This is a genomic window from Flavobacterium sp. B330r, assembly GCF_056824325.1.
The window spans coordinates 2982433-3005742 of sequence record NZ_CP124860.1 but is presented as its reverse complement, the minus strand read 5'-3'; the positions used below and the strand labels follow the sequence as shown (position 1 = coordinate 3005742).

The window sequence follows — 23310 nt, the reverse complement described above, 5'->3', positions numbered from 1 at the left end:
TTACATCCAAGGTCTAAACCTAGTTCTAAACTGTGTTTTGTTATTTTAACTCAACAACAGCTCCAGCTTCTTCTAATGATTTTTTAAGACCTTCAGCCTCTTCTTTAGAAACACCTTCTTTAACAGTACTTGGAGCACCATCAACTACATCTTTAGCTTCTTTAAGACCTAAACCTGTAAGTTCTTTAACTAATTTTACAACTGCTAATTTAGAAGCACCAGCTTCTTTTAATACAACTGTAAATTCAGTTTGTGCTTCTTCAGCAGCACCTTCTCCACCACCAGCAGCAACTACTACAGCTGCAGCAGCAGGCTCGATACCATACTCGTCTTTTAATATTGTTGCTAATTCGTTAACTTCTTTAACTGTTAAGTTAACTAATTGTTCTGCGAATTGTTTCAAATCTGCCATTTTTTCTATCGTTTAAAATGATTTGTAAAAATATAATTTAATTATTGTGCGCTAATTAAGCAACAAGGAAGCAAGCTTCCCTGCTTTGATTATTATGCTTCAGTTTCTTCTTCGCTACCTGCGAATTTGTTTTGTAAAGCAGAAATAATTCTTTGAGCTGGAGATTGTAATAATCCAATAAGTTCTCCAAGTAACTCTTCTTTAGATTTAATAGTTGCTAATGCATCTAATTGGTTGTCTCCAATATATACTTCAGAATTGATGTAAGCTCCTTTTAAAACTGGTTTATCAGATTTCTTACGGAAATCTTTGATAATTTTCCCAGGTGCGTTAGCAACATCAGAAATAAAGATAGCACTGTTACCTGACAAAACTGTAGGTAAATCACCATAATCATTAGCAGAAGCTTCCATTGCTTTTGCAAGCAAAGTGTTCTTTACAACTTCTAATTTAATACCTGCTTTAAAACAAGCTCTACGTAAGTTTGAAGTTGTCTCTGCGTTTAAACCAGAAATATCAGATATGTAAATGATATTTGTACCAGCTAACTGCGCAGTTAAATTTTCAATCGCGATTGATTTTTCTTCTCTAGTCATACTAAAAATTTTTAACTACCAATTATACTGCCTTTGGGTCTAATGCGATAGCAGGACTCATAGTGCTTGTAAGGTGAATACCTTTAATGTATGTACCTTTAGCAGCAGTTGGTTTAAGTTTTATTAATGTTTGAATAATTTCGTGTGCGTTGTCAACAATCTGCTCAGCTCCAAAAGAAACTTTACCGATTCCTGCGTGTACGATACCAGTTTTATCAACTTTAAAGTCAATTTTACCAGCTTTAACCTCTGCAACAGCTTTTGCAACATCCATAGTTACAGTACCTGTTTTAGGGTTTGGCATTAAACCTCTAGGTCCTAAAATACGACCTAATGGACCTAATTTACCCATAACAGCTGGCATAGTGATGATAACATCAACATCTGTCCAACCGTCTTTAATTTTTTGTAAATAGTCGTCAAGACCTACATAGTCTGCACCAGCTTCTTTAGCTTCCGCTTCTTTATCTGGAGTAACTAATGCTAATACTTTAACATCTTTACCAGTTCCATGAGGTAATGTAACTACACCTCTTACCATTTGATTCGCTTTTCTTGGATCAACACCCAAACGAACTGCGATATCAACAGACTCATCAAATTTTGCAGAAGCAACAACTTTCAATAATGCCGCAGCATCTTTTAGAGAGTATAATTTGTTCTTTTCAATTTTTGAAGCAGCCTCTTTTTGCTTTTTTGTTAATTTTGCCATTTCTTTTTCTTAATTAAAAAGGAGCATCTCCTGATACAGTTATACCCATAGATCTAGCTGTTCCAGCAACCATACTCATAGCTTTCTCAATTGTGAAAGCGTTTAAGTCTGGCATTTTGTCTTCAGCAATAGTTCTAATTTGTTCCCAAGTAACGCTAGCTACTTTTTTACGATTAGGCTCACCAGAACCAGATTTTAGCTTTGCAGCTTCCATTAACTGAACTGCTGCTGGAGGAGTCTTAACAACAAAATCGAATGATTTGTCTTTGTACACAGTGATTTGCACTGGACAAATTTTGCCAGGTTTATCCTGAGTTCTAGCATTAAATTGCTTACAAAACTCCATGATATTAACCCCAGCAGCTCCTAAAGCAGGTCCAACCGGTGGCGACGGGTTCGCAGCACCTCCCTTAACTTGTAGTTTAACTACCTTACTAATTTCTTTAGCCATTTTTAAAAAATTTATCACTGTAATCAATGGAAGCGATTACAATGGTTTATTATAGTGTAACAAAAAATTATACTTTTTCAACTTGCATAAAGCTCAATTCCAATGGAGTCTTTCTTCCGAAAATCTTAACCATTACCTCAAGTTTACGCTTTTCTTCATTGATTTTCTCAACAGATCCATTAAATCCATTGAAAGGTCCATCAATAACCTTAACTGTTTCACCAACACTAAATGGAATAGAACGAGTATCTGTATTTACAGCCAACTCATCTACTTTACCTAACATACGGTTCACTTCAGAAAGTCTTAAAGGAACAGGTTCTCCACCTTTAGTTTCTCCTAAAAACCCAATAACACTAGTAATTGACTTAATAATATGAGGGATTTCACCAACTAAGTTAGCTTCAATCATAACATATCCAGGAAAGTAAACTTTATCCTTAGATGATTTTTTCCCATCTTTTACAGTAACTACTTTTTCAGTAGGAACCAAAACCTGAGAAACATAATCCTCCATACCTAATCTCGCAATCTCAGTCTCGATATAAGCTTTCACTTTATTCTCTTGACCACTAACTGCTCTAACTACGTACCATTTTTTCACATTATTATCTGCCATCACAAAAAAATTATCCTTTTAACCAGTTAAAAAATCCAGCCAAAGCTTTTGCAAAAAATTCGTCTACTCCCCAAGTTGCCAAAGCGAATAAGATCGAAAATACAGCCACAACAATTGTCAATTTCTGTACTTCAGCCCAAGCTGGCCAAGTAACATTTGACTTTAACTCTTCGAAAGCCTCTGATAAATAATTAGTAACTTTTGTCATTTGATATATTTTTTATTGCACGGGCGGAGGGATTCGAACCCCCATCAACGGTTTTGGAGACCGCTATTCTACCCTTGAACTACGTCCGTAATTAAAGCCAGTGATTAAAAAATAATCACTGGCTTTTTTATTTATTTTATAGAATTACTCTACAATTTCAGTAACCTGACCAGCTCCAACTGTTCTACCACCTTCACGGATAGCAAAACGCAAACCTACGTTCATAGCGATTGGGCTTAATAAAGCAACATTGATTGTTAAGTTATCTCCTGGCATTACCATCTCTACTCCTTCTGGTAAAGTAATAACTCCTGTTACGTCAGTTGTACGTACGTAGAACTGTGGACGGTAGTTATTGTGGAATGGAGTATGACGTCCACCTTCTTCTTTTTTCAAGATATAAACCTCAGCTTTGAATTTAGCGTGTGGTTTTACTGAACCTGGCTTAATAATAACCATACCTCTTTTGATATCAGCTTTATCAATACCTCTTAACAATAAACCTACGTTATCTCCAGCTTCACCTCTGTCAAGGATTTTACGGAACATCTCAACTCCTGTAATAGTAGAAGTTAATTTTTCAGCTCCCATACCAATGATTTCAACAGGATCTCCAGTGTTAGCAACTCCAGTTTCGATACGACCTGTAGCAACAGTTCCACGACCTGTAATTGTAAATACGTCCTCAACTGGCATCAAGAATGGTTTAGCAACGTCACGTACTGGCTCTTCGATCCAAGCATCAACAGCTTCCATTAATTCGATAATTTTAGGAACCCAGTTAGGATCATTGTTCAATCCACCTAAAGCAGAACCTTGAACAACAGGACCATTATCTCCATCATATTCGTAGAAAGATAATAAATCTCTAATTTCCATTTCAACAAGCTCTAATAACTCAGCATCATCAACCATATCCACTTTGTTCATGAAAACAACGATTCTTGGAATACCAACCTGACGACCTAAAAGGATGTGCTCACGAGTTTGTGGCATTGGACCATCTGTAGCAGCAACTACTAAGATAGCTCCGTCCATTTGAGCAGCACCAGTAACCATGTTCTTTACGTAATCCGCGTGACCTGGACAGTCAACGTGAGCGTAGTGACGGTTAGCAGTTTCGTACTCTACGTGTGATGTATTAATAGTAATACCTCTTTCTTTCTCCTCTGGAGCGTTATCGATTTGATCAAACGATTTTGCTTGACAGTAACCAGCATCTGACAATACTTTTGTAATTGCAGCAGTTAATGTAGTTTTTCCGTGATCTACGTGTCCAATTGTACCTATGTTTAAGTGCGGTTTGGAACGATTAAAATTCTCCTTTGCCATTTTACTTAATTTTTAATCTTAGTTATATATTAATTTTCAATTTCCTACTTACTTGAGCCAATGTCGGGATTTGAACCCGAGACCTCTTCCTTACCAAGGAAGCACTCTACCCCTGAGCTACACCGGCAGAGAGTTCTGAGTTTAGAATTCAAATTTTAAATTTCAGACTTTATTAATCTAAAACTTACAATATAAAACTCCAACTTCTTTTTAGTGGGGAGAGCAGGATTCGAACCTGCGAAGTTCACACAGCAGATTTACAGTCTGCCCTCGTTGGCCGCTTGAGTATCTCCCCATAGTTTTAAAATTCCATCATTTTAAAGAACCAATTTCAAATCGCATTTGAAATTTATTGAGCCGATAGAGGGACTCGAACCCACGACCTGCTGATTACAAATCAGCTGCTCTAGCCAGCTGAGCTACATCGGCGAATACATTAAAAAAGTCCGCTATTTCTAACGGACTGCAAATGTAGGTATTTTATCTTTTAATCAAAACATTTTTTGAAAAAAATTTCAATTAAATGTGTGCTCTAATTTTTTCCTTCCTTTTTACAAGTAAACGTTCTAGCGATTCTGCCGAAAGCTCAACAGCTTCTTCAAATGTTTTACACTGTTTTTTCACCAAAAAATCATCACCAGGAACATTAATCTTTATTTCCACCACTTTATTCTCTTTATCACTCGTTCTTTCAACTTTTAAAAAAACATCTGATGAAACCACTCGATCGTAGTATTTCTCTAGCTTACCCATTCTTTCTTGGATAAAATCGACTAATTTTCTGTCGACAGTAAAATTAACTGCATGAACATCTACCTTCATAATAAAAATTTTAGGGTTAACATTTAGAACCACTATTTATTTCTAGGATGCGCATCTTTATACACTTTTTTAAGTTCCGCCAAACTATTATGAGTATAAATCTGTGTAGACGCCAAACTAGAATGCCCTAGCAATTCTTTAACTGAATTCAAATCTGCCCCATTGTTCAATAAGTGAGTTGCAAAAGTATGACGAAGCACATGCGGACTTTTTTTCACCTTTTCTGAGACCCTACTAAAGTATGAATTTATTAAACGATAAACAAAAGATTCGCTCAATTTTAACCCTTTTTTTGAAACGAAAAAATAGTCACAATCCATCAAACTTTCCAAACTATCTCTTTCCTTCACATACGAATCGATTTGATCCGCAATAATCGGCAAAATTGGAATAATGCGCTCTTTATTTCTTTTCCCTAAAACCTTAATCGTGTTATTTGAGCGATCGACATTTTTAATCATCAAATGAATTAACTCCGCCCGACGCATTCCTGTCACATAAAACATTTCCACAATAAGCTTATCCCGAATTCCTTCAAAATCAACCGGAACCTCTATTGTAGCAAGTAAATCTTTCAACTCTTTTTCCGAAAAAGGAACCTGAACCACTTTCGGAGTCTTTAAAGACTTATGCTTCAGCATCGGATTAACTTCGATCTGCTTTGTCTTTAAAAGAAATCTATAAAAAGCTTTTAAAGAAGCCATCTTTCTATTAACCGAAACATTAGAAATATTATGATCAACCAGAAAGACAATCCAACTTCTGACCTGACTATAATTTACCAAATCAATACTTTCTTGATCAAAAGATTCTTTTACAAAAACTTCAAAAGAAACCACATCATTCAAGTAAGCCTCAACTGTATGTGGAGAGTATTTTTTCTCCAGCAAAAGATAATCCGCAAAAGCCTCTTTATTCGTTTTCATAAATCTAAAAATTAAGCATAAAAAAACCGTTAGCATCAAAATTAAAACATTTTGACCACTAACGGTAATTATTTTCTAAAAGCTGATATTAACTTTCTAAACTATCTTTCAAGCCTTGAATGTAAGCCGCTTTTTGGATTTGAGCTCTTTTGATAACAGAAGGCTTAATAAAAGCAGTACGTGCTCTTAATTGACGAACAGTTCCTGTTTTATCAAATTTTCTTTTATAGCGCTTTAATGCTCTATCGATATTTTCTCCGTCTTTAATTGGTATAATTAACATAATATAGACACCTCCTCTCGTTAAGGCTGCAAATGTATATATTAATTATGAATTATGAATTATAAATTGTGAATTATTTTTAAAAAAGAGAAAAGAGTATAGAGAAAAGAATATAGAGAAGAGAGATATATAGATATAATTCTTAATTCTTAATTCTTAATTCTTAATTCTTAATTCTTAATTCTTAATTCTTAATTCTATACTCTTTATTCTTTATTCTCTTAACAAATTCCTCGAAATAACAACCTTTTGAATCTCGGTTGTTCCCTCTCCTATAGTACACAATTTAGAGTCTCTGTAAAATTTTTCTACTGGAAAGTCTTTAGTGTAGCCATAACCGCCATGAATTTGAACTGCATCATTTGCGATTTTAACACACGCCTCTGAAGCATACATCTTTGCCATAGCTCCTGATGTTGTTACTGGTTTATGCTTTTGTTTCAAGAAAGCAGCTTTATGCAATAGTAATTCTGAAGCTTCAATTTCTGTTGCCATATCTGCCAATTTAAAAGAGATTCCTTGAAAACTACTGATTGGTTGCCCAAACTGATGTCTTTCTTTCGAATATTTCAATGCAGCTTCGTAAGCTCCTTTTGCAATTCCTAGAGACAAAGCTCCGATAGAGATTCTCCCGCCATCCAGAATTTTCATTGCCTGAACAAAACCTTCTCCAATTTCTCCTAATCTATTTTCATCTGGAACGCGACAATTATCAAAAACCAGCTCAGCGGTCTCACTGGCTCTCATTCCTAATTTATTTTCTTTTTTACCTGATGAAAAACCTTTCATTCCTTTTTCAAAAACAAAAGCTGTCATTCCTTTAGAATCTCCTTTTTCACCAGTTCGCACTACCACTACTGCAACATCTCCTGAAATAGCATGTGTAATAAAGTTTTTTGCACCGTTTACGATCCAATGATTTCCATCTTTAACAGCCGTCGTATTCATTCCTCCAGCATCAGAGCCTGTGTTATGCTCTGTTAGACCCCAGGCGCCTATAAATTCGGCCGTAGCCAATTTTGGAAGCCATTTTTTCTTTTGTTCTTCGTTTCCAAAAGTCAAAATATGATTAGTGCATAAAGAATTGTGTGCCGCGACAGATAATCCGATTGAAGGATCTATTTTTGAAATCTCTTCTATTACGGTAATATACTCGTGATAACCTAAACCAGAACCTCCATATTCTTCTGGAACCAAAACGCCCATGAAGCCCATTTCGCCAAGTTGCTTAAACAACGGAATTGGAAAAATTTGCGCTTCATCCCATTCCATTATATAAGGTCTAATATTTTTTTCTGCAAAGTCTTTTATAGACTGTGCGATCATTAGTTGTGTTTCGTTGTAATCAAAGTTCATGAGTTAGTTTCTTTTAGAACTCCAAATATAAACTAATTATTTTTGCTTTTTCAACAGGAAAATCTTTAATTTTTGCCAAATCCTCAATATTATTAAAATTTCCATTCATACTTCTATAAGTTACAATTTGTTTTGCTAGTCCATATTTGAAGTATGAAAATTGAGCCAATTCTTTTAATGAAGCGTCATTTACATTTATTTTCTTCAAGCTTGAGGGAATTACAACTTTAAAATGAGCATTTAGTTCATTTATAACTTCAGGCGAAAGTCCCCAAATCTCTTTCATCTGCTCCATCGATACAAATGATCCAACGATTTCTTTCTGCTTCAAGATTCTCGAGGACAACCCTTCTCCTATCCCGTAGATTTTCATCAAATCTTCTTGCGTTGCCTCATTTATATTTATTATTTCTAACTTTTCTTTTTTCGGAAAGTTTTTTACAATGAATTCTTTTTTCTCGACACTATAGTTCTTTTTATTCTGTTTCCAATCTGGAAATTTAAACAAAGGAGAAATTTCCTTTAATAGAGAATCCGAGACTCCAGTGACAGCCTGAAACTCTTCTGCCGAGTTTACATATTTATTCTCTTTGCGAAATGCCATTAAACGATCAATCTCTTCGACAGACATTCCGAGTTTGTATCCTTTATAATCTGAAATAAAATTAGGATTAAAAAGATAGACAGTTGGTTTTACATCTTTTTCAGTTAATTTCTGTTGATCAATTTCTGACTGAAGCGCAAGCCACTCCTCTCTTTCAGAGTTTTTCGCCTCTGAAATATTGAAATCAGATAAAAAATAAAATAATTGCAGTCCTATCATAATAAGAAAAAGAATGAAAACACCTATCCGCTGCTGTTTTGTAAAATGAAAATATTGGTTTAACGACTTAAAATTCATGATTAAAATTACTTTTGAAGAACAACTTAAGAAAAATCCTTCAAATTTATCAAGAAAATTAGTAAGAAAAGTAACTTTTAAAAAATTATCGAATCTCTTATAAAAGTCCAATTAATTTAATGAATATCAATACTTACAGAATCTTTCTTACGAGTACCGTAAAAAAAACAAAGATTTTATAACTTAAAACATGATAATTGTTTTTATTTTTTCCAAAAAACAATACATTTGGCACTTAATAACAAATAAACCAATAAAATAATATGTCAATTTGGAGAGTTAAACCTATATCTGCCTTTGAGGCCGATATGAAAAAAAGTGATTTAAAGAGAGTCCTAGGAAAATGGAGCCTTACCGCCATTGGCGTTGGTGCCATTATCGGTGGGGGAATTTTTGTACTTACAGGTACTGGGGCTTATTATCATGCAGGACCAGCATTAGCTATTTCGTTTATAATCGCAGGTATTGCTTGTGTTTTTGCAGCACTTTGCTATTCTGAATTTGCTTCCATTTTACCTGTTGAGGGATCTGCTTATGCCTATGCCTACGGTACAATTGGAGAAGTTTTTGCTTGGATAATTGGATGGGGACTAATTCTCGAGTATGCAATGGGATCAATGACTGTAGCGGTTTCCTGGTCCGGATACTTTAATAAATTGCTCAAAATATTTCACATTCACCTTCCTGATTGGTTAACTACAGATCCTGCAAGCTACACAGGAGAAGGTTTTTCTATGAATCTTCCAGCTTTCTTGATCGTTCTTTTAGTTATTTCATTGCTTATTAAAGGAACAAAAAGCGCTGCTAAAGCAAATAACGCAATTGTTATTCTTAAAGTATCTGCTGTAATCTTTGTAATTATTGCTGGTCTTTTCTTTATTAATACAGCAAACTGGAGCCCGTTTATTCCTGAAGCAACTCAGATTATTGAAAAAGAAACTACGCACAATGCTTACGGAATTGGAGGTATTATCTCTGGAGCTGCAGCTATTTTCTTTGCTTATGTTGGTTTCGATGCTGTTTCTACACAAGCTGGAGAAGCTATTAATCCTAAAAAAGATGTTCCTTTTGCAATTATTGCTTCTTTATTAATTTGTACTACTTTATATATTCTTGTTTCTTTAGTATTAACAGGAATGATGAATTACCAAGACTTTAATCCACTAGGAAAATATCCTGAAGCTATCAAAGCTCCTGTTGCTTATGCATTTGATATTGCAGGACAAGGCTGGGCTGGTTCTATTATTACTGTTGCCGCAACTATTGGTTTGGTTTCAGTATTAATGGTAATGATCATGGGACAATCTAGAATTTTCCTTGGAATGTCTAAAGACGGTTTAATTCCATCTGTATTCTCTAAAGTAAACCCTATTTCTGGAACTCCAAAAACAAACTTAATGATTCTTGGAATTATTATCGCAACAGTTGCTGCCTTTACACCGATCAACAAATTGGCTGACATGACCAGTTTTGGTACTTTGTTTGCCTTTACAATGGTTTGTATTGCTGTTTGGATTTTAAGAGTAAAACAACCAGGATTAACTAGAACATTTAAAGTTCCCGCTTTACCAATTATTGCGGTATTAGGAATTGCAATCAATTCTTATTTAATTTTTAATTTAAGTAAAGATGCACAGTTATTATCTTTTGGATGGCTTATTATTGGTATAATTGTATACTTTGGATATAGCAAGAAAAGATCTAAACTTAACAATCCTACTGAAGAATAATAAATACAACTTCATAAAAAAAGCTCCAAATCTAAATTTGGAGCTTTTTTTTTATAAATCAAATACCGATGTTCTTTTTGATCGAATTAAATCTTTTAGGCGAATCCAGAAAGCGAGAGTCAAGTAGACTCCAAACCCTAAACCCGCTGTAACAAAAGAAATGTAGATAAAAAACAATCGCACGCTTGTTACACGCATTCCGAGTTTATCTGCTAGTCTTGAAGAAACATGGAAACCATATTTTTCAAAAAAGAATTTAAGTTTTAAAATTGCTGACATTTCTATATTTTAGATTTAATACTTTAGATTTTTAGATTCCTGACTGCTCAGGATTACAAAAGTACAAATTATCTAATTATTTTTAAGCAACTCTAATCCGATAGCACATTTTAGACAAGCTTTGCGCTCGCAATATTCATTTTTAAGTTCTAATAGCGTCTGACTTTCAAATGCAGTTTTTGATTGTATACCAAAAGAATTAAACTTGTCCATAATGACGTTTTTCTCTGAAGTAACTTCATTCATAAAGTCAATTAAATCTTCTGAAATGGATTCACCCATAATATTCGAATAAGTAAACTGAAGCGGAATAATGGTATTCATAATAAGGAGATCTATAAATGACTTAGAAAGCGTTTTAGACTTCTTCGGACTCTCTTTGTCAAATTGGTAATGATTTTGCCAATACGAGCTTGCAGACACGCTTAGTAAACGATATACAGCATCTACTGATTTTAATTCGATAATCTTAGAAAACAAATTTTGATGTTTATGGTATAAAGCCGCCAATTGAGAAAGTCTAATTGTTGGAAAATTATCCGGACGGAGTTTAAAAAACTGGAGCGGTTCTGTATATGTCTTTTCTATTTGATATTTATGCAACAAATAAAAATAGCGAAACTTTAAATCTTTATAATACACATCTTCTTTCTCAACCTCAAATAAACCAGCAGTTCCAAAAAGGAGCGCTTCTAAATTTTCAATTTCAAAACTTTCTTTTCTGATTACCGAAAACGGGATTGCCATCGAGATTTGCAGAAACGAATTTCCGTTCGTATTTAGCCCGAAATTCTTCGCTAGAAGGCAAAATAAGACCGCTTCCCAATCTTGATTGGTTTCTTCCAATAAATGAGCAATAAATTTAGATTTACGCTCTAAACGCTCAAAAAACAATCTTTCCTGCCAGTTTTTAAAAACAAATCTGTCTAGGTCTTTTAATTGCCTTTCGCAGTAAATCCAAGTCTTTGGAGAAACCAATGCCTTATAATTTTCGATTATTTCTTTTGAAACATAATCTTTAAGGACTAAAACAGGAATTTCGGTATTGTTTTCTCTAAAAATAGCCGTGTCGTTTTCCCAAACAACATGGAGAATAACATTTTTATAAGCAGGATCTTTCTCGTGATTATGCAAATACCAATCTGAAGATTTCAAATGAATCTCTACATTGCCTGCCCATTTTTGGTTTCCTATTTCTATGTGAGCATTAAAAAAATCTGGCCCAGCAAGTTCTAGATAATCGCCAGTTTTAAGAATTGTTATCAATTCGCCTTGAACCGATTTTAAATTCAAAGAATCAAACTTCTTGAATTTCCAGATATAATGAAGAAAGTCTTCTTTCATTTTTAGATTTTATAGTAGAATTACAAAATCTAAAAGTAATTAATTTTTAATATTATTCTTACAAAAATATTTTTTTTAACGAAGCATATACAATTTAGCACAAGCTCTAGCATCTGACAAAGCTTCATGGTGATTCAACTGGATATTCATTTCTCGACAGCAATCACTTAATTTTGTTGGTTTTATGCCTTTTGCTTTGTAGATTTTAACCGTGCATTCCCACTTTGTGGCAATATTTAAATCGTCATAATTTAAGCCATGCAGAAGCATTGTTTTCATTAAGACATTTCGATCAAAACTTTCGTTATGTGCTACTACAACTTTATTTTTTAGCCTCATTTCAATCTCTGGATAGATCTGAAAGAACGATTTTGCATTTATAGTATCTTTAGGATAAATTCCATGAACACGAATCGTAAAAGGATTATATTCGTTATTTGGTGGTTTAATTAAAGTCACATATTCGTCCACAATAATTCCGTTTTCGACGGTCACAATACCTACAGAGCACGGATGATATCCCGTCGCAGTTTCAAAATCTATAGCTGTAAAATTCATTTTCTAATTTTAAAAGACAAATCCATAAATCTAATTGTTTAACAACAAGATTTATGGATTATTTATATTTATAAGAGACTTATTTTATTGCGCCAATAATATCATATTTAGTTATAATGTGATGGTGTCCGTTTCCTAAGTCTACCAAAACAGCATCATTTTCTTTGCTAAAAAGCTTTGAAACCTCTTCAATCGGTGTTCCTAGTTTCACAATTGGAAAAGGCTTGCCCATTACTTCTTTAATTGGTTTTTCGGCAACGTTTTTATCTGCAACATAGCTTCTAAATAAATCTGTTTCGTCAACAGAACCCACAAATCCATTGATATCAACAACCGGAATTTGTGAAATTTTATATTTACGCATACGCTCGATTGCATGCGAAACTAATTCTTCAGTACGAACAACGATTAATTCTTTATCAATATGATCTTTAATAACGTCTTCTGCCTTAGTTACGTTTTCTTCTAAGAATCCGCGCTCGCGCATCCAGTCATCGTTAAACATTTTACCTACATAACGGCTTCCAGAATCGTGAAATAACACCACAACAACATCTTCTGGTTTAAAATGTTCTTTTAGCTGCAACAGACCTTTTATACAAGCTCCTGCAGAATTTCCAACAAAAATCCCCTCTTCAAGCGCAATCTTTCTAGTGTAGACTGCAGCATCTTTATCGGTTACTTTTGTAAAACCATCAATTAGAGAAAAGTCAACATTCTTAGGCAAAATATCTTCTCCAATACCTTCTGTTATATACGAGTAGATTTCGTTCTCGTCGAAAATTCCAGTTTCGTGGTATTTCTTGAACACAGAACCATAGGTGTCAATTCCCCAGATTTTAATATTTGGATTTTGTTCTTTCAAATATTTTCCAACTCCAGAAATAGTTCCTCCTGTTCCAACTCCCACAACAAAATGTGTAATTTTTCCTTCCGTCTGTTTCCAAATTTCAGGTCCAGTTTGCTCATAATGCGCCAACGAATTTGACATGTTATCGTACTGATTGACATACCAAGAATTTGGTGTTTCTTCTGCTAAACGCTTTGAAACCGAATAATAGGAACGTGGATCTGTAGGCTCAACATCTGTAGGACAAACAACAACTTTTGCTCCAACAGCACGAAGAATATCCATTTTTTCTTTAGACTGTTTGTCTGAGATCACACAAATTAGTTTGTAGCCTTTTACAATTGCCACAAGTGCAAGTCCCATTCCCGTATTTCCTGAAGTTCCTTCAATAATAGTTCCTCCAGGTTTAAGTCGGCCATCTGCCTCTGCATCTCCAATCATTTTTACAGCCATTCTGTCTTTTACAGAATTACCCGGATTAAAGGTTTCGACTTTTGCCAATACTAACGCATCAATTTCAGCAACAATTTTGTTGAGTTTTACCAATGGTGTATTACCAATTGTTTCTAAAATATTATTTGAAAAGTCCATTTTTATTTAAGTTTATTTAGTGGTTCGAAATAAAAAAAGCCAGTTTTTATTGGAAGAAATTCCAAACCAGACCAAAACGCAGTACAAAATCACGATACGGATTATGAGGCGCTGAATAATAATTACTTTGCGAAAACAAAGCATTAAAATGTTCCGCTTTTAAATAAAAACGTGTCTGGCGTATTCTGGCATTCACAAAGAAATCGAATGTTGCAAAACCACCGATTTTCTTGTCTTGCTGTACAAAAAATTCTGCAATAACAGGATTATAATCATCTCCATAATATTTCGTTAGATAATTAAAGACAAGACCTGTTTGCATGAATAATGCTTTTTTAAAGAAATGATTCGAATAATAGAATGTATTTCTAGTTACAAAATCTGGTACATTTAAAACTAAATCTGACTGATCTACTTTTTGATACAAAAGTGTATTATCTAATGCAAAAGGTCCAAATTTGAATTCTCTACTAGCCTTTATCTCTAAATAATTAATCACATTTCCGTACTGCATTGGATTAACGATCTGTATATTAGCCGCTTTTTGTGCATCGGTCGCTACATCTGTAAAGTACAAATGATCTTTTAATACCGTATATTGAACTTGTCCTGTTAGCCACGGAGTTGTAATTTCTGCACTTAACGAATTAATTTTTTCGTTTTTAAAATCATTTGACCAATTGTACGAAATCCAACTACTTTGGTATAAGTTATAATTGTTATTAGGCAGTTTATTGATGTTGCGATATCTAAAATCAAACTTAATTTCATCGCTCATATCATAACGTAATTTAGCATCTAAATCGGAAAGCGATTCATTAGTGATTGATCTTGAATATAAAAATCGACCATTCCATTTGTTTTTCTGATATTCGTACTGAGCACCAAAATTGTTAAACTGTAAATACAAATTGTCTGGAACGGCGTTTCCAGCTGCATCAACAATAATTCTGTTATACCTATAATTAGATCTATAATCGTCAACAAAAAATATAAATTTACCTAACAGCGAATTTTCGTAAGCTGCTCCAACTTTATTATAAAGTCTTTCATATTTAGTTTGATCGTTAATATTGCTTGCCGCATACGACTCACCAAATCTTTGCACTCGACTAGTTGTTCCATCATTTGCAGTTACTGTAGAAATTACAGTTGGCTGCTTGTATTCGTAATCTTTATACTCATAATTAAATTGATGTGTAAGGTATAAATTATTACTTCCATCAGTTGGATTCACTCTAAAAGCATGATCAAAAAACAATCTTCTTCCTTTTAAGAACGATTCTGCATCGGTTAAATAAACCTGTAATCTTTGCCTGTTTTTATAGTCATCATTATCGCTTTCAAAATCAGCATCGTTTGTTATACCGCCATTTTCCTCATTCAAAATATCCTGATTTGTAAAATGTGCATTTATCGCATATCGTTTGCTAGTTGTGGCATAACTGGTTGTAATTCTTAAATTACCGGCACTAACCAATTGATTATTATAATCTCCTTCAGATCTTAAACCTTTATATGCAATCGAGAAATTAAGATTTTTAGAGACATTTAATGTGATAAAAGAATCTACATTCTGTCCTTTTTTTATTGTAGTATTAAAAAACAATTCTGTAAAAGGCGTTGCAACAGAATAATATCTAATTTGATCTGCTTGCATATAGTTAGAATGCTTTCCGCTAAAACCAATTTCAGGATACGGAGAAAAACTTGTCAAACTGTATTGAAGTGTATTTAAAGGCTGTCCGATATTAGAAAACTCCATAAGACCAAAAAGATCTTTTCTTAAATGATTTTGTCTATAAGCACTTTTAAGAGTTAGCGACGTATCTGCATAAATAGTATCATGTTCTAAAGTGACAATTTTATACTGATCTATGGTTGCAATCTTTTGTTTTTTCTTTTTTACGGTATCAGTGACACTTGAATATTCTGTATTCATATCTAAATTATTTTTAGAAGCAGTTTTTTTTTCTTGCGAAAACAATAAAGTTGGAACAACTAATAGATATAAAAAAATGAATATTCTCATTTGATGGCTTTGTATAAATTTATTTTGACAAAATTTGCTAAGCAAAGGTAATATAAAAAGGTATAAACGAAAAAACATAATATATAATATGAAGCTAGGATCGTTTTGGAATTTTGAAAACGAAAACCCCGTATACAAAAGTATACGGGGCTCTCAAAAAAAATCAAAATATTTATTATTCTTATTCCCAAACTGGGTATAATTTATTGATATAGATTATATTCTAAAGATTAGAATTTATCCCAGAACAATTTAGTATTTAATAAATCTCCTCCAATATCAGCAGATGCTTTAATATAATTTGTTTTATTAATACTTGCTTCTACACCTGGATAAGTATATCTAACAGGAACAGTAAAAATAAGTTTGTTAATAGCTGCTTGAGGCGCTTTTAACACAGGGAAATCCAATCTTCTGTACGATGTCCATGCTTCGTATCCTCTGTTATAAAGAGCAAACCATGCTTGAGTACCAATTTTTTCTTTATATGTTGCTCCACTCAAAGCATTGTTGTAATCTACTTTTGGGCTTGCAATATAAGCGTCAATAGCTGTAGCACTAGTTACTCCCCAGTCTGCCATAGAAGCTTTAATACCTGCATCATAGTATACTTTTGCCTGAGCAGAACCACCTGGAATTAAGCTTTTCTCAGCAGCTTCTGCTAATAAGAAATTCAACTCAGCAAAATCAAAGATAGTTCCTGGAAAAACTGGATTGTTTAATGTAGACGTAATTTGCGAATAAGCTGTGTAAACATTTGCCGAACCATAAGTACCACCAGTAAATGTTCTTCCTGCAGGAATAACTGGAGCTGGAGCAGTTAAATTAGTAAAATATTTAGGCATCCTTGGGTCACCACCAGGAACAATAGCATCCATAGCAGAAACAAAAGGCTCAGCAGGAATAAAATCAAATCTCTGACTAGTTACCAAATCAGCATACAATGGATTTTGATTTCCTGATGTAGTTAAATAAGTCAATTTTGTATTATCAGCATTACTAGCTAAAGCACCAGAAGCAAGAGCTGCCTGAACTTGAGTAGTTGCATAAGCTGGATCAATATCAGACATATTAACTGCCATTCTAATGATTAATGAGTTAGCAAATTTTGCCCATTTTGCATTACTTGCCGCATTACCAGAATAGATAATATCTGCAGCACCAAAGTTAGCCACTGTACTATTTGCTTTTAAAACTGCAGCAGATGCACTTAATCTTTTAATAAGATCTTGGTAAATCGTTTTTGCGTCATCATAAGCCGGTAAAGGATATTTTTGAATATCAATTGCTTGTGAATAAGGAACGTTTCCAAAAGTATCTACCAATACACTATAAGCGTAAGCTTCTAAAATATCGATAAGCGCTAATTTATTTTGCTTAATCGCTTCATCAGCAGGAGTTGCAGGAGTTGTTGCTGCAATCATAACTCTTGAATCATGAAAATCGGCTAAAACATCTCTATACAAAACCAAAAAGTGCGTATCTGGAATTTTTCTGTTTGTAATGTTATACTGGCTCTCATCTGGATAAGTAGTCTCTGTCCATTGCTGTGCAAATAATCTAAAAACGTTATTATTCACACTAGTACTAACCATTTGATCGACTAATTTCTTCTCAGCATTGGTAAACAAAAATTCCGCTTTGGTTGTTGTTGGTCTTTTCGGATCAACATTCATATCTGTAATGTCCTGGCTGCACGAAACCATCATACCTACCACAGACATTAATAAAAGTACTTTTTTCATGATTTAAAATTTTAATGTTAGGTTACAACCAATATTTCTTGTTGTCGGAAGTGAACCTCCTGAATAACCTGATGATAAGTTACCTGAACTTATACCACTTTCTGGATCTGCATCTGGAAGATTTTTACTGATGATCCATAAGTTAGAACCTACTAAAGAAAGACGTAAATCATTCAAACCTGCTTTAGCTATAAATTGTTTAGGGAAACTATAAGTAATGCTTACCTCTCTTAATTTCACATAACTTGCATCGTAAACAAATGCTTTTTGTGGATTATTATTGTAACCATAGATACTTCCAGCTACTTCAGGACTTGGTGTTCTTGTAGCATTAGGAGTTCCATCTTCATTTACTCCAGGCAAGATAACACCTCCACCATTAGCAAGTGTATTTCTTACAGGGTTTCCAAGTTCGTTGTTTCCTGCTGTAGAAGTAAATAAACCAGAGCTTTGTCCATAATATTGATCAAGAGAGAAAATATCTCCACCTTTTTGAACATCAATTAAGAAACCTAAAGAGATTTGTTTGTAAGTAAATTTGTTACGAACACCGCCAATCCAATCTGGAGTAACGTTACCAATTACATTATTAGTAGTTGCTGTTTGTAAATACACTCCGTTTTTAGTTACTTTTTGTCCGTCTGCACTGTAGATGAAATCTTTTCCAAGAATATCTCCGTAAGCATGTCCTTTAGTACCAACGATACTAACTCCTCCTTGTAATGTACCAATTGTTAAAACATCAACACCTGGTGTTAAATCTACAACTGTATTCTCATTTTTAGACCAGTTTACGTTAATATCCCATTGGAAATCATTTGTTTTTACAGGAGTTACATTGAAGATTACCTCAACACCTTTATTTTCTACAGATCCCGCGTTTACGTATCTAGAAGAGTTACCAGTTGCAGTAGAATAATCTACTGGAAAGATTTGGTCTTCACTTAAACTTTTGTAAACACTCACGTCAAAACCTACTCTTCTGTCAAGGAATTGCATCTCTAAACCAAGTTCTTGAGATTTAGTTTTAACAGGGTGCAATTCTGGATTATTAGCAATGTTTGGTCTTGAATAAAGTTGGTTTGATCCAAATGGGTTGAATTTAGTAAATACATCTTGCAATGCATAAGAATCGATACTTCCTTGTGGGTTTTCAGCATAACTCGCTCTTAATTTACCGAAACTTAACCATGGAGCATTAATATGTTTTGTGAAAACATAACTTCCAGAAACAGAGAATGTATTAACATCATTGTCGTCTTGTGGCAACTGAGAGAATGCATCATTACGTACAGTTCCTTCTAAGTAAAGGAAATCTCTAAATCCTACCGAAGCAGATGCGTAAACACTATTTACAGCTGTATTGTCTTCAACCTCGATTGGGAATGGAGAAGCATTTACTGAATTTGATAATGCATAGATTCCAGGGATAATAAGTCCTCCATCTGTAGAAGCTAATGTAGATGTACGTCTAGTTCTTAAAGCATTATAACCAACTAAACCTGTTAATGAAAAATCATCATTAAGTTTTTTATTGAAGTTTAATGTAAACTGATAGTTTTGCTCAGAGAACATACCTGTATATTTTTGGTATCCTGAACCAACAGCCAAACGGTTAATTCCAAATGTTCCAGCCAAAGATCCTACAGCTTTTCTCTCTTCACGTAATTCTGAATAAGAATCTGTACTAATTTTTCCTGTAGCATTTAACCAATCTGTAAATTTATAATCTAACTGACCATAACCGATGAAACGATTTCTTTCATCTGTTTGGTAGTTTTTATATCTTGTAAAATATGGGTTATCCCAATATTTAGGGCTTGTATTTCCATTAGCAGGATCTGCCATGTTCCAAGAAATATTTTGTCCTCCTGAATTTTGGAAAACTTCTTTTTGAGATTGAATATCTACGTTAGTTCCCCACCATTGACGGAATAAACCAGCAACGTTATCACCACCATAACCAGTAGTATTTCTACCTTGCGTAGTTTGTGCTAAATAATTAGCAAAAACACTTGCAGATAATTTATCTGTTAATTTGTGGTTGAATTTAATACTTGCGTTATTTTTTCTCAATTCACTATTTGGCAAAATACCATTCTCTTTATAGTTGTTGTAGTTGATAACAAAATTGCTTTTATCTGAACCACCTTCAAAAGAGATTGAGTTATTGAATGTTTGAGCTGTTTGAAAAAATGTAATAGGACCATTTTTAGCAGCAACCCATGGAGATTTTTGTCCGTATTTTGAAGAATATGGAGTATAAGATTCCCAAGTAAGAACAGAAAGATTTGGATCAAACGCAACACCGTAAGAAGCATCATCTGTAGTACTTACTACTTGGTTGCCATTTTTATCCATAACAAAAAACGCTCCTGTTGGTCCAACTGGAATTCCATTAGGAGTTCCATCAGTCTTATAAGTTGGCCCATAACCTTGTCCATATTTGTTTTGGTAAACAGGGAAAGTATTTTTATCAACTGAACCAACACCAAACTCACTTGATATAGTAACTCCCATACCTTTTTGAGCTTTTCCTTTTTTAGTAGTAATCATGATTACACCATTACCAGCTTGAAACCCGTATAAAGCAGATGCTGCAGCACCTTTAAGAATATTTAATGTTTCAATATCATCTGGATTAATATCCATACCAGCATTACCGTAATCATAAGTATTACGTGCTCCAGCTGTTTGTGATCCATTGCTTGAATTTACATTCGAGTTATTAATAGGCATACCATCAATAACAATAAGCATTTGGTTATTTCCAGTAAGGTTTTTAACACCTCTTGAAACTACGTTTGTAGATCCTCCAAAGTTTGTATTTTTTCTAATATATACCCCAGCAGATTTACCAGAAAGATCGTTAAGGAAGTTTGCGCCAGTAGTACCACCAACTAAATCTTCTCCTTTTAATTCCTGAGTCGAATATCCAAGAGCTTTTTTCTCTCTCTTAATACCTAATGCAGTAACAACAACACTTTCTAATTCTGTAGTATTGCTAGTTAATTTTACACTTAATGTTGTAGAACTAGCTGCAACTTCTTGCGTTTTCATTCCGATGTACGTAAAAACCAAGACTTCGCTTGATGTTGCTTTGATAGAGAATTTTCCATCAAAATCTGTTTGCGTTCCGCTTTTAGTTCCCTTAACTAATACACTCACACCTGGAAGAGGCATTCCTGCATTATCGGAAACTATACCCGAAACAGTTCTTTCTTGCGCAAAGGTTAGTTGCGTAATCAGCGCCACCAAAAGCACTAAGAATCCATTTAACTTTAGTTTCATTTTTAAAAATTTTGAATTAGTATGTCGCAAACATCTTAATATTTTCTTAAAAGAACAATGCAACTCACGGTCTTTCTCTAACATTTTTTTAATATTTCTTTAACATATACTTGTTAATGAATAGTTAATTAACGCAAAAACAACTCAATACATAATTTTAAGCATAAAATACTGCAATTTTTTCAATCAATAAATTAACATTTATTTAACATTTAAGATGGCGCTTTTCTTAAAAAAACAGACGAAAAAACAAAATAAAACAAAGTATAATCTTACAAGAAAGTCGATTAAATAAAACATTCTTGACTGAAAATGTTGTATTTGACAAATTTTTAATTTGCTTTTCGTTCCCAAATCGTAATAAATTGTAAATCAATTCTTCCAAGTTGCAAAAAACCGTGATTTTATCTTTTTCGAAGCCATTTTTAGAAAATCACCAATTATCCATTTCATAAAAAAAATCATAAAAATCAAGTGTTTTCACGGGTTTTTAACCAATATCGCAGACTTATAGTCAATTTGAAAAATAGCGTAATTTCTAACCGTATTACTCCTTGATAGGATCACTCTAAAAAAGCAACTATAGATTGTATTCCTTTGGATCTATTTAATGCTTTTTAGAAAAAAAAGTACAATATTTGCCTTTTTAAAACCTAAAAAAATGCTCGAAAAAAATTTCTCAGGATTTGTTTTAGAAACTGGAACTGATGAAGCCGGAAGAGGATGTCTAGCTGGCCCAGTTACTGCCGCTGCCATAATTTTACCCGAAAATTTTGAAAATAAAATTCTGAATGACAGTAAGCAGCTTTCTGAAAAAACAAGAGCGCTTTTAAGACCTATTATAGAAAAAGAAGCCCTATGTTTTGCCGTTACGCATTTGTTTCCAGACGAAATTGATGAAATAAACATTTTAAATGCTTCGATGAAGGGAATGCAGGAATGTATTTTAAAACTAAAACACGTTCCCGAATTTATTATTGTTGACGGAAACCGTTCTTTGAATGCTAAACTCGGTCTTAAAAATAATTTTGGAAAACAGTTTTCTAACGATGAAATTGCTCTTTTAAAATCGATTCCGAATCAAAGCATTATAAAAGGTGATGGGAAATACTTAAGCATTGCCGCTGCGTCTGTTTTGGCAAAAACGTATCGTGACGAATACATGGATCAAATTCACGAAGAATTTCCAATGTACAACTGGAAACAGAACAAAGGATATCCAACCAAAGAACATCGTGAAGCCATCAAAGAATTTGGAACCACAAAATATCACAGAATGAGTTTTAGGCTTTTACCCGAGCAATTAGAACTCGATTTATTTCCATAAAAAAACGACCTATTAAATAGGTCGTTTTCTTTTATTTTTTACTTTTTAAGAATTCTGCAAATGTTTTTGTATCGTAATAAAAAGGCCTAACGGCAGTAATTTTACCATCCTTCAGGTCAAAATGTTCTGAAATCGGAACCGACATTGTTTTGCCTGATTTCTTAGATCTACAGTTTATCGTAAAATAAATGATTACTTCATTTTTAGAAGCGTCACTAAAATAAACGGGTTCTTTTTCTATTTGCAAATCAAAAAACTCAGTCGATTTTGTAAACATTTTAGTCCATTCACTAAAACCAATATACGTTCCTCCATAAGGCAAACCTACAGCTTGATTATAAACGGCTCCGTCTGCAATTAAAGTTCCTAGTGCATCAAAGTCTCTTGTTTTAAAAAGACTTTCGTAATATTTTGCTATTACTTTCAAATTATCAGCTTCCAGATTTTTCAAAACATCCGCTTCAGACGGAGCTGCTCCTTTATCCCAAAAACCAATAATTTTACTTACTTGACCTTTTCCATTCAAACGCGCAAAGTCGCGGCCAGCCATGATAAGGTTATTTTTAGAATCGAAAATTTTCCATTCCCAGGTTACATAATTATCTTTTACAATTTTGGCTCCCGAAGTTAAAACGGCATCTGGGTTTTTCTTGTAAAATTCGTTGATAACATTATTAAACGCTACAGTTCCTTTTATAGAAGCCGAAGGGTCTTCAAATGTACTATCTTCCAACCAGATTGATTTAATCATCTTTAATCTGGTATCGCTGTTTTTTTCCTGCCACACTTTTTCATAAACTGCGACTGGATATAATTTATCTTTCTTTTGGGCAAAAAGACCATTAAGCACAAAAAGGAAACAGAATAAGTAGATTTTTCTCATAAGCAATCAGTTAGAATGAAATTTAAATTTAATAGTACAAAACCAAATTTAGCATAAATAGC

22 protein-coding genes and 4 tRNA genes are annotated in these 23310 nt (G+C 33.7%); 2 read left to right on the top strand and 24 right to left on the bottom strand.

What is annotated here, in order from left to right; translation table 11 throughout:
• Positions 1-40 precede the first annotated feature (40 nt).
• The 16 genes from rplL to QLQ95_RS13430 all read right to left on the bottom strand — a co-directional run bounded on the left by rplL (position 41) and on the right by QLQ95_RS13430 (position 8618).
• Complete coding sequence (rplL, locus tag QLQ95_RS13505) at positions 41-412, bottom strand: 50S ribosomal protein L7/L12 (RefSeq protein WP_025572412.1); 372 nt, start codon at positions 410-412, stop codon at positions 41-43.
• A gap of 92 nt (positions 413-504) precedes the next feature.
• The gene (gene rplJ / locus QLQ95_RS13500) at positions 505-1008 is read right to left on the bottom strand and encodes a 50S ribosomal protein L10 (RefSeq protein WP_095928761.1); all 504 of its coding nucleotides are present in this window, start codon (positions 1006-1008) and stop codon (positions 505-507) included.
• Positions 1009-1030: 22 nt separating this feature from the next.
• Complete coding sequence (gene rplA / locus QLQ95_RS13495) at positions 1031-1720, bottom strand: 50S ribosomal protein L1 (protein ID WP_017496725.1); 690 nt, start codon at positions 1718-1720, stop codon at positions 1031-1033.
• A gap of 13 nt (positions 1721-1733) precedes the next feature.
• On the bottom strand, positions 1734-2171 hold the full coding sequence (gene rplK / locus QLQ95_RS13490; RefSeq protein ID WP_008466923.1) for a 50S ribosomal protein L11: 438 nt from the start codon (positions 2169-2171) through the stop codon (positions 1734-1736).
• A gap of 67 nt (positions 2172-2238) precedes the next feature.
• The gene (gene nusG, locus QLQ95_RS13485) at positions 2239-2790 is read right to left on the bottom strand and encodes a transcription termination/antitermination protein NusG (protein WP_008466925.1); all 552 of its coding nucleotides are present in this window, start codon (positions 2788-2790) and stop codon (positions 2239-2241) included.
• Between the two features lie 10 nt (positions 2791-2800).
• The gene (gene secE / locus QLQ95_RS13480; RefSeq protein WP_008466927.1) at positions 2801-2998 is read right to left on the bottom strand and encodes a preprotein translocase subunit SecE; all 198 of its coding nucleotides are present in this window, start codon (positions 2996-2998) and stop codon (positions 2801-2803) included.
• 18 nt (positions 2999-3016) lie between these two features.
• A tRNA-Trp gene (locus QLQ95_RS13475) sits at positions 3017-3087 on the bottom strand.
• A gap of 55 nt (positions 3088-3142) precedes the next feature.
• On the bottom strand, positions 3143-4330 hold the full coding sequence (tuf, locus tag QLQ95_RS13470; protein WP_095928760.1) for an elongation factor Tu: 1188 nt from the start codon (positions 4328-4330) through the stop codon (positions 3143-3145).
• A 55-nt stretch (positions 4331-4385) separates the two neighbouring features.
• Positions 4386-4457, bottom strand: a tRNA-Thr gene (locus QLQ95_RS13465).
• An 87-nt stretch (positions 4458-4544) separates the two neighbouring features.
• Positions 4545-4625 (bottom strand) — tRNA-Tyr (locus QLQ95_RS13460).
• Positions 4626-4685: 60 nt separating this feature from the next.
• A tRNA-Thr gene (locus tag QLQ95_RS13455) sits at positions 4686-4759 on the bottom strand.
• Between the two features lie 90 nt (positions 4760-4849).
• A complete protein-coding gene (gene hpf, locus QLQ95_RS13450) occupies positions 4850-5152 on the bottom strand; it encodes a ribosome hibernation-promoting factor, HPF/YfiA family (protein WP_008466930.1) in 303 nt (100 codons plus the stop codon).
• Between the two features lie 32 nt (positions 5153-5184).
• Positions 5185-6078: a tyrosine-type recombinase/integrase gene (locus tag QLQ95_RS13445; protein ID WP_482500262.1), complete on the bottom strand. Its 894-nt coding sequence runs from the start codon at positions 6076-6078 to the stop codon at positions 5185-5187.
• A gap of 88 nt (positions 6079-6166) precedes the next feature.
• Positions 6167-6361, bottom strand: a complete 195-nt coding sequence (rpsU, locus tag QLQ95_RS13440) for a 30S ribosomal protein S21 (protein WP_026730435.1) — start codon at positions 6359-6361, stop codon at positions 6167-6169.
• A 213-nt stretch (positions 6362-6574) separates the two neighbouring features.
• Positions 6575-7717 (bottom strand): acyl-CoA dehydrogenase family protein, encoded by a 1143-nt coding sequence (locus tag QLQ95_RS13435; protein ID WP_482500261.1) that lies wholly within the window; start codon positions 7715-7717, stop codon positions 6575-6577.
• A 13-nt stretch (positions 7718-7730) separates the two neighbouring features.
• Positions 7731-8618: a ComEA family DNA-binding protein gene (locus QLQ95_RS13430; RefSeq protein WP_482500260.1), complete on the bottom strand. Its 888-nt coding sequence runs from the start codon at positions 8616-8618 to the stop codon at positions 7731-7733.
• 263 nt (positions 8619-8881) lie between these two features.
• On the opposite strand from QLQ95_RS13430, the gene QLQ95_RS13425 reads away from it, so the two are divergent.
• The gene (locus QLQ95_RS13425; protein WP_095928756.1) at positions 8882-10348 is read left to right on the top strand and encodes an APC family permease; all 1467 of its coding nucleotides are present in this window, start codon (positions 8882-8884) and stop codon (positions 10346-10348) included.
• 51 nt (positions 10349-10399) lie between these two features.
• Here the strand turns inward: QLQ95_RS13425 and QLQ95_RS13420 are convergent, their stop codons facing one another.
• The 7 genes from QLQ95_RS13420 to QLQ95_RS13390 all read right to left on the bottom strand — a co-directional run bounded on the left by QLQ95_RS13420 (position 10400) and on the right by QLQ95_RS13390 (position 21038).
• Positions 10400-10627 (bottom strand): PspC family transcriptional regulator, encoded by a 228-nt coding sequence (locus QLQ95_RS13420; protein ID WP_008466940.1) that lies wholly within the window; start codon positions 10625-10627, stop codon positions 10400-10402.
• A 72-nt stretch (positions 10628-10699) separates the two neighbouring features.
• Complete coding sequence (locus QLQ95_RS13415; RefSeq protein WP_482500259.1) at positions 10700-11971, bottom strand: DUF2851 family protein; 1272 nt, start codon at positions 11969-11971, stop codon at positions 10700-10702.
• Positions 11972-12046: 75 nt separating this feature from the next.
• On the bottom strand, positions 12047-12529 hold the full coding sequence (locus QLQ95_RS13410; protein ID WP_482500258.1) for a 3'-5' exonuclease: 483 nt from the start codon (positions 12527-12529) through the stop codon (positions 12047-12049).
• 79 nt (positions 12530-12608) lie between these two features.
• Positions 12609-13970 carry a pyridoxal-phosphate dependent enzyme gene (locus QLQ95_RS13405; protein ID WP_320492927.1) on the bottom strand — a complete coding sequence of 454 codons (1362 nt, stop codon included), beginning with the start codon at positions 13968-13970 and terminating at the stop codon, positions 12609-12611.
• 46 nt (positions 13971-14016) lie between these two features.
• A complete protein-coding gene (locus QLQ95_RS13400) occupies positions 14017-16002 on the bottom strand; it encodes a putative porin (protein ID WP_320492926.1) in 1986 nt (661 codons plus the stop codon).
• A gap of 230 nt (positions 16003-16232) precedes the next feature.
• Positions 16233-17747 carry a SusD/RagB family nutrient-binding outer membrane lipoprotein gene (locus QLQ95_RS13395; RefSeq protein ID WP_320492925.1) on the bottom strand — a complete coding sequence of 505 codons (1515 nt, stop codon included), beginning with the start codon at positions 17745-17747 and terminating at the stop codon, positions 16233-16235.
• Positions 17748-17750: 3 nt separating this feature from the next.
• Positions 17751-21038, bottom strand: a complete 3288-nt coding sequence (locus tag QLQ95_RS13390) for a SusC/RagA family TonB-linked outer membrane protein (RefSeq protein WP_482500257.1) — start codon at positions 21036-21038, stop codon at positions 17751-17753.
• Positions 21039-21699: 661 nt separating this feature from the next.
• Between QLQ95_RS13390 and QLQ95_RS13385 the strand changes: the two genes are divergently transcribed.
• Positions 21700-22365 carry a ribonuclease HII gene (locus QLQ95_RS13385; protein WP_095928816.1) on the top strand — a complete coding sequence of 222 codons (666 nt, stop codon included), beginning with the start codon at positions 21700-21702 and terminating at the stop codon, positions 22363-22365.
• A 31-nt stretch (positions 22366-22396) separates the two neighbouring features.
• Here the strand turns inward: QLQ95_RS13385 and QLQ95_RS13380 are convergent, their stop codons facing one another.
• Positions 22397-23248 carry a nuclear transport factor 2 family protein gene (locus QLQ95_RS13380; protein WP_428238602.1) on the bottom strand — a complete coding sequence of 284 codons (852 nt, stop codon included), beginning with the start codon at positions 23246-23248 and terminating at the stop codon, positions 22397-22399.
• Positions 23249-23310 lie beyond the last annotated feature (62 nt).

Coding starts and splice junctions, on each gene's coding strand:
- rplL (WP_025572412.1), bottom strand. CDS start 412: ATGGCAGATTTGAAACAATTCGCAGAACAATTAGTTAACTTAACAGTT.
- rplJ (WP_095928761.1), bottom strand. CDS start 1,008: ATGACTAGAGAAGAAAAATCAATCGCGATTGAAAATTTAACTGCGCAG.
- rplA (WP_017496725.1), bottom strand. CDS start 1,720: ATGGCAAAATTAACAAAAAAGCAAAAAGAGGCTGCTTCAAAAATTGAA.
- rplK (WP_008466923.1), bottom strand. CDS start 2,171: ATGGCTAAAGAAATTAGTAAGGTAGTTAAACTACAAGTTAAGGGAGGT.
- nusG (WP_008466925.1), bottom strand. CDS start 2,790: ATGGCAGATAATAATGTGAAAAAATGGTACGTAGTTAGAGCAGTTAGT.
- secE (WP_008466927.1), bottom strand. CDS start 2,998: ATGACAAAAGTTACTAATTATTTATCAGAGGCTTTCGAAGAGTTAAAG.
- tuf (WP_095928760.1), bottom strand. CDS start 4,330: ATGGCAAAGGAGAATTTTAATCGTTCCAAACCGCACTTAAACATAGGT.
- hpf (WP_008466930.1), bottom strand. CDS start 5,152: ATGAAGGTAGATGTTCATGCAGTTAATTTTACTGTCGACAGAAAATTA.
- QLQ95_RS13445 (WP_482500262.1), bottom strand. CDS start 6,078: ATGAAAACGAATAAAGAGGCTTTTGCGGATTATCTTTTGCTGGAGAAA.
- rpsU (WP_026730435.1), bottom strand. CDS start 6,361: ATGTTAATTATACCAATTAAAGACGGAGAAAATATCGATAGAGCATTA.
- QLQ95_RS13435 (WP_482500261.1), bottom strand. CDS start 7,717: ATGAACTTTGATTACAACGAAACACAACTAATGATCGCACAGTCTATA.
- QLQ95_RS13430 (WP_482500260.1), bottom strand. CDS start 8,618: ATGAATTTTAAGTCGTTAAACCAATATTTTCATTTTACAAAACAGCAG.
- QLQ95_RS13425 (WP_095928756.1), top strand. CDS start 8,882: ATGTCAATTTGGAGAGTTAAACCTATATCTGCCTTTGAGGCCGATATG.
- QLQ95_RS13420 (WP_008466940.1), bottom strand. CDS start 10,627: ATGTCAGCAATTTTAAAACTTAAATTCTTTTTTGAAAAATATGGTTTC.
- QLQ95_RS13415 (WP_482500259.1), bottom strand. CDS start 11,971: ATGAAAGAAGACTTTCTTCATTATATCTGGAAATTCAAGAAGTTTGAT.
- QLQ95_RS13410 (WP_482500258.1), bottom strand. CDS start 12,529: ATGAATTTTACAGCTATAGATTTTGAAACTGCGACGGGATATCATCCG.
- QLQ95_RS13405 (WP_320492927.1), bottom strand. CDS start 13,970: ATGGACTTTTCAAATAATATTTTAGAAACAATTGGTAATACACCATTG.
- QLQ95_RS13400 (WP_320492926.1), bottom strand. CDS start 16,002: ATGAGAATATTCATTTTTTTATATCTATTAGTTGTTCCAACTTTATTG.
- QLQ95_RS13395 (WP_320492925.1), bottom strand. CDS start 17,747: ATGAAAAAAGTACTTTTATTAATGTCTGTGGTAGGTATGATGGTTTCG.
- QLQ95_RS13390 (WP_482500257.1), bottom strand. CDS start 21,038: ATGAAACTAAAGTTAAATGGATTCTTAGTGCTTTTGGTGGCGCTGATT.
- QLQ95_RS13385 (WP_095928816.1), top strand. CDS start 21,700: ATGCTCGAAAAAAATTTCTCAGGATTTGTTTTAGAAACTGGAACTGAT.
- QLQ95_RS13380 (WP_428238602.1), bottom strand. CDS start 23,248: ATGAGAAAAATCTACTTATTCTGTTTCCTTTTTGTGCTTAATGGTCTT.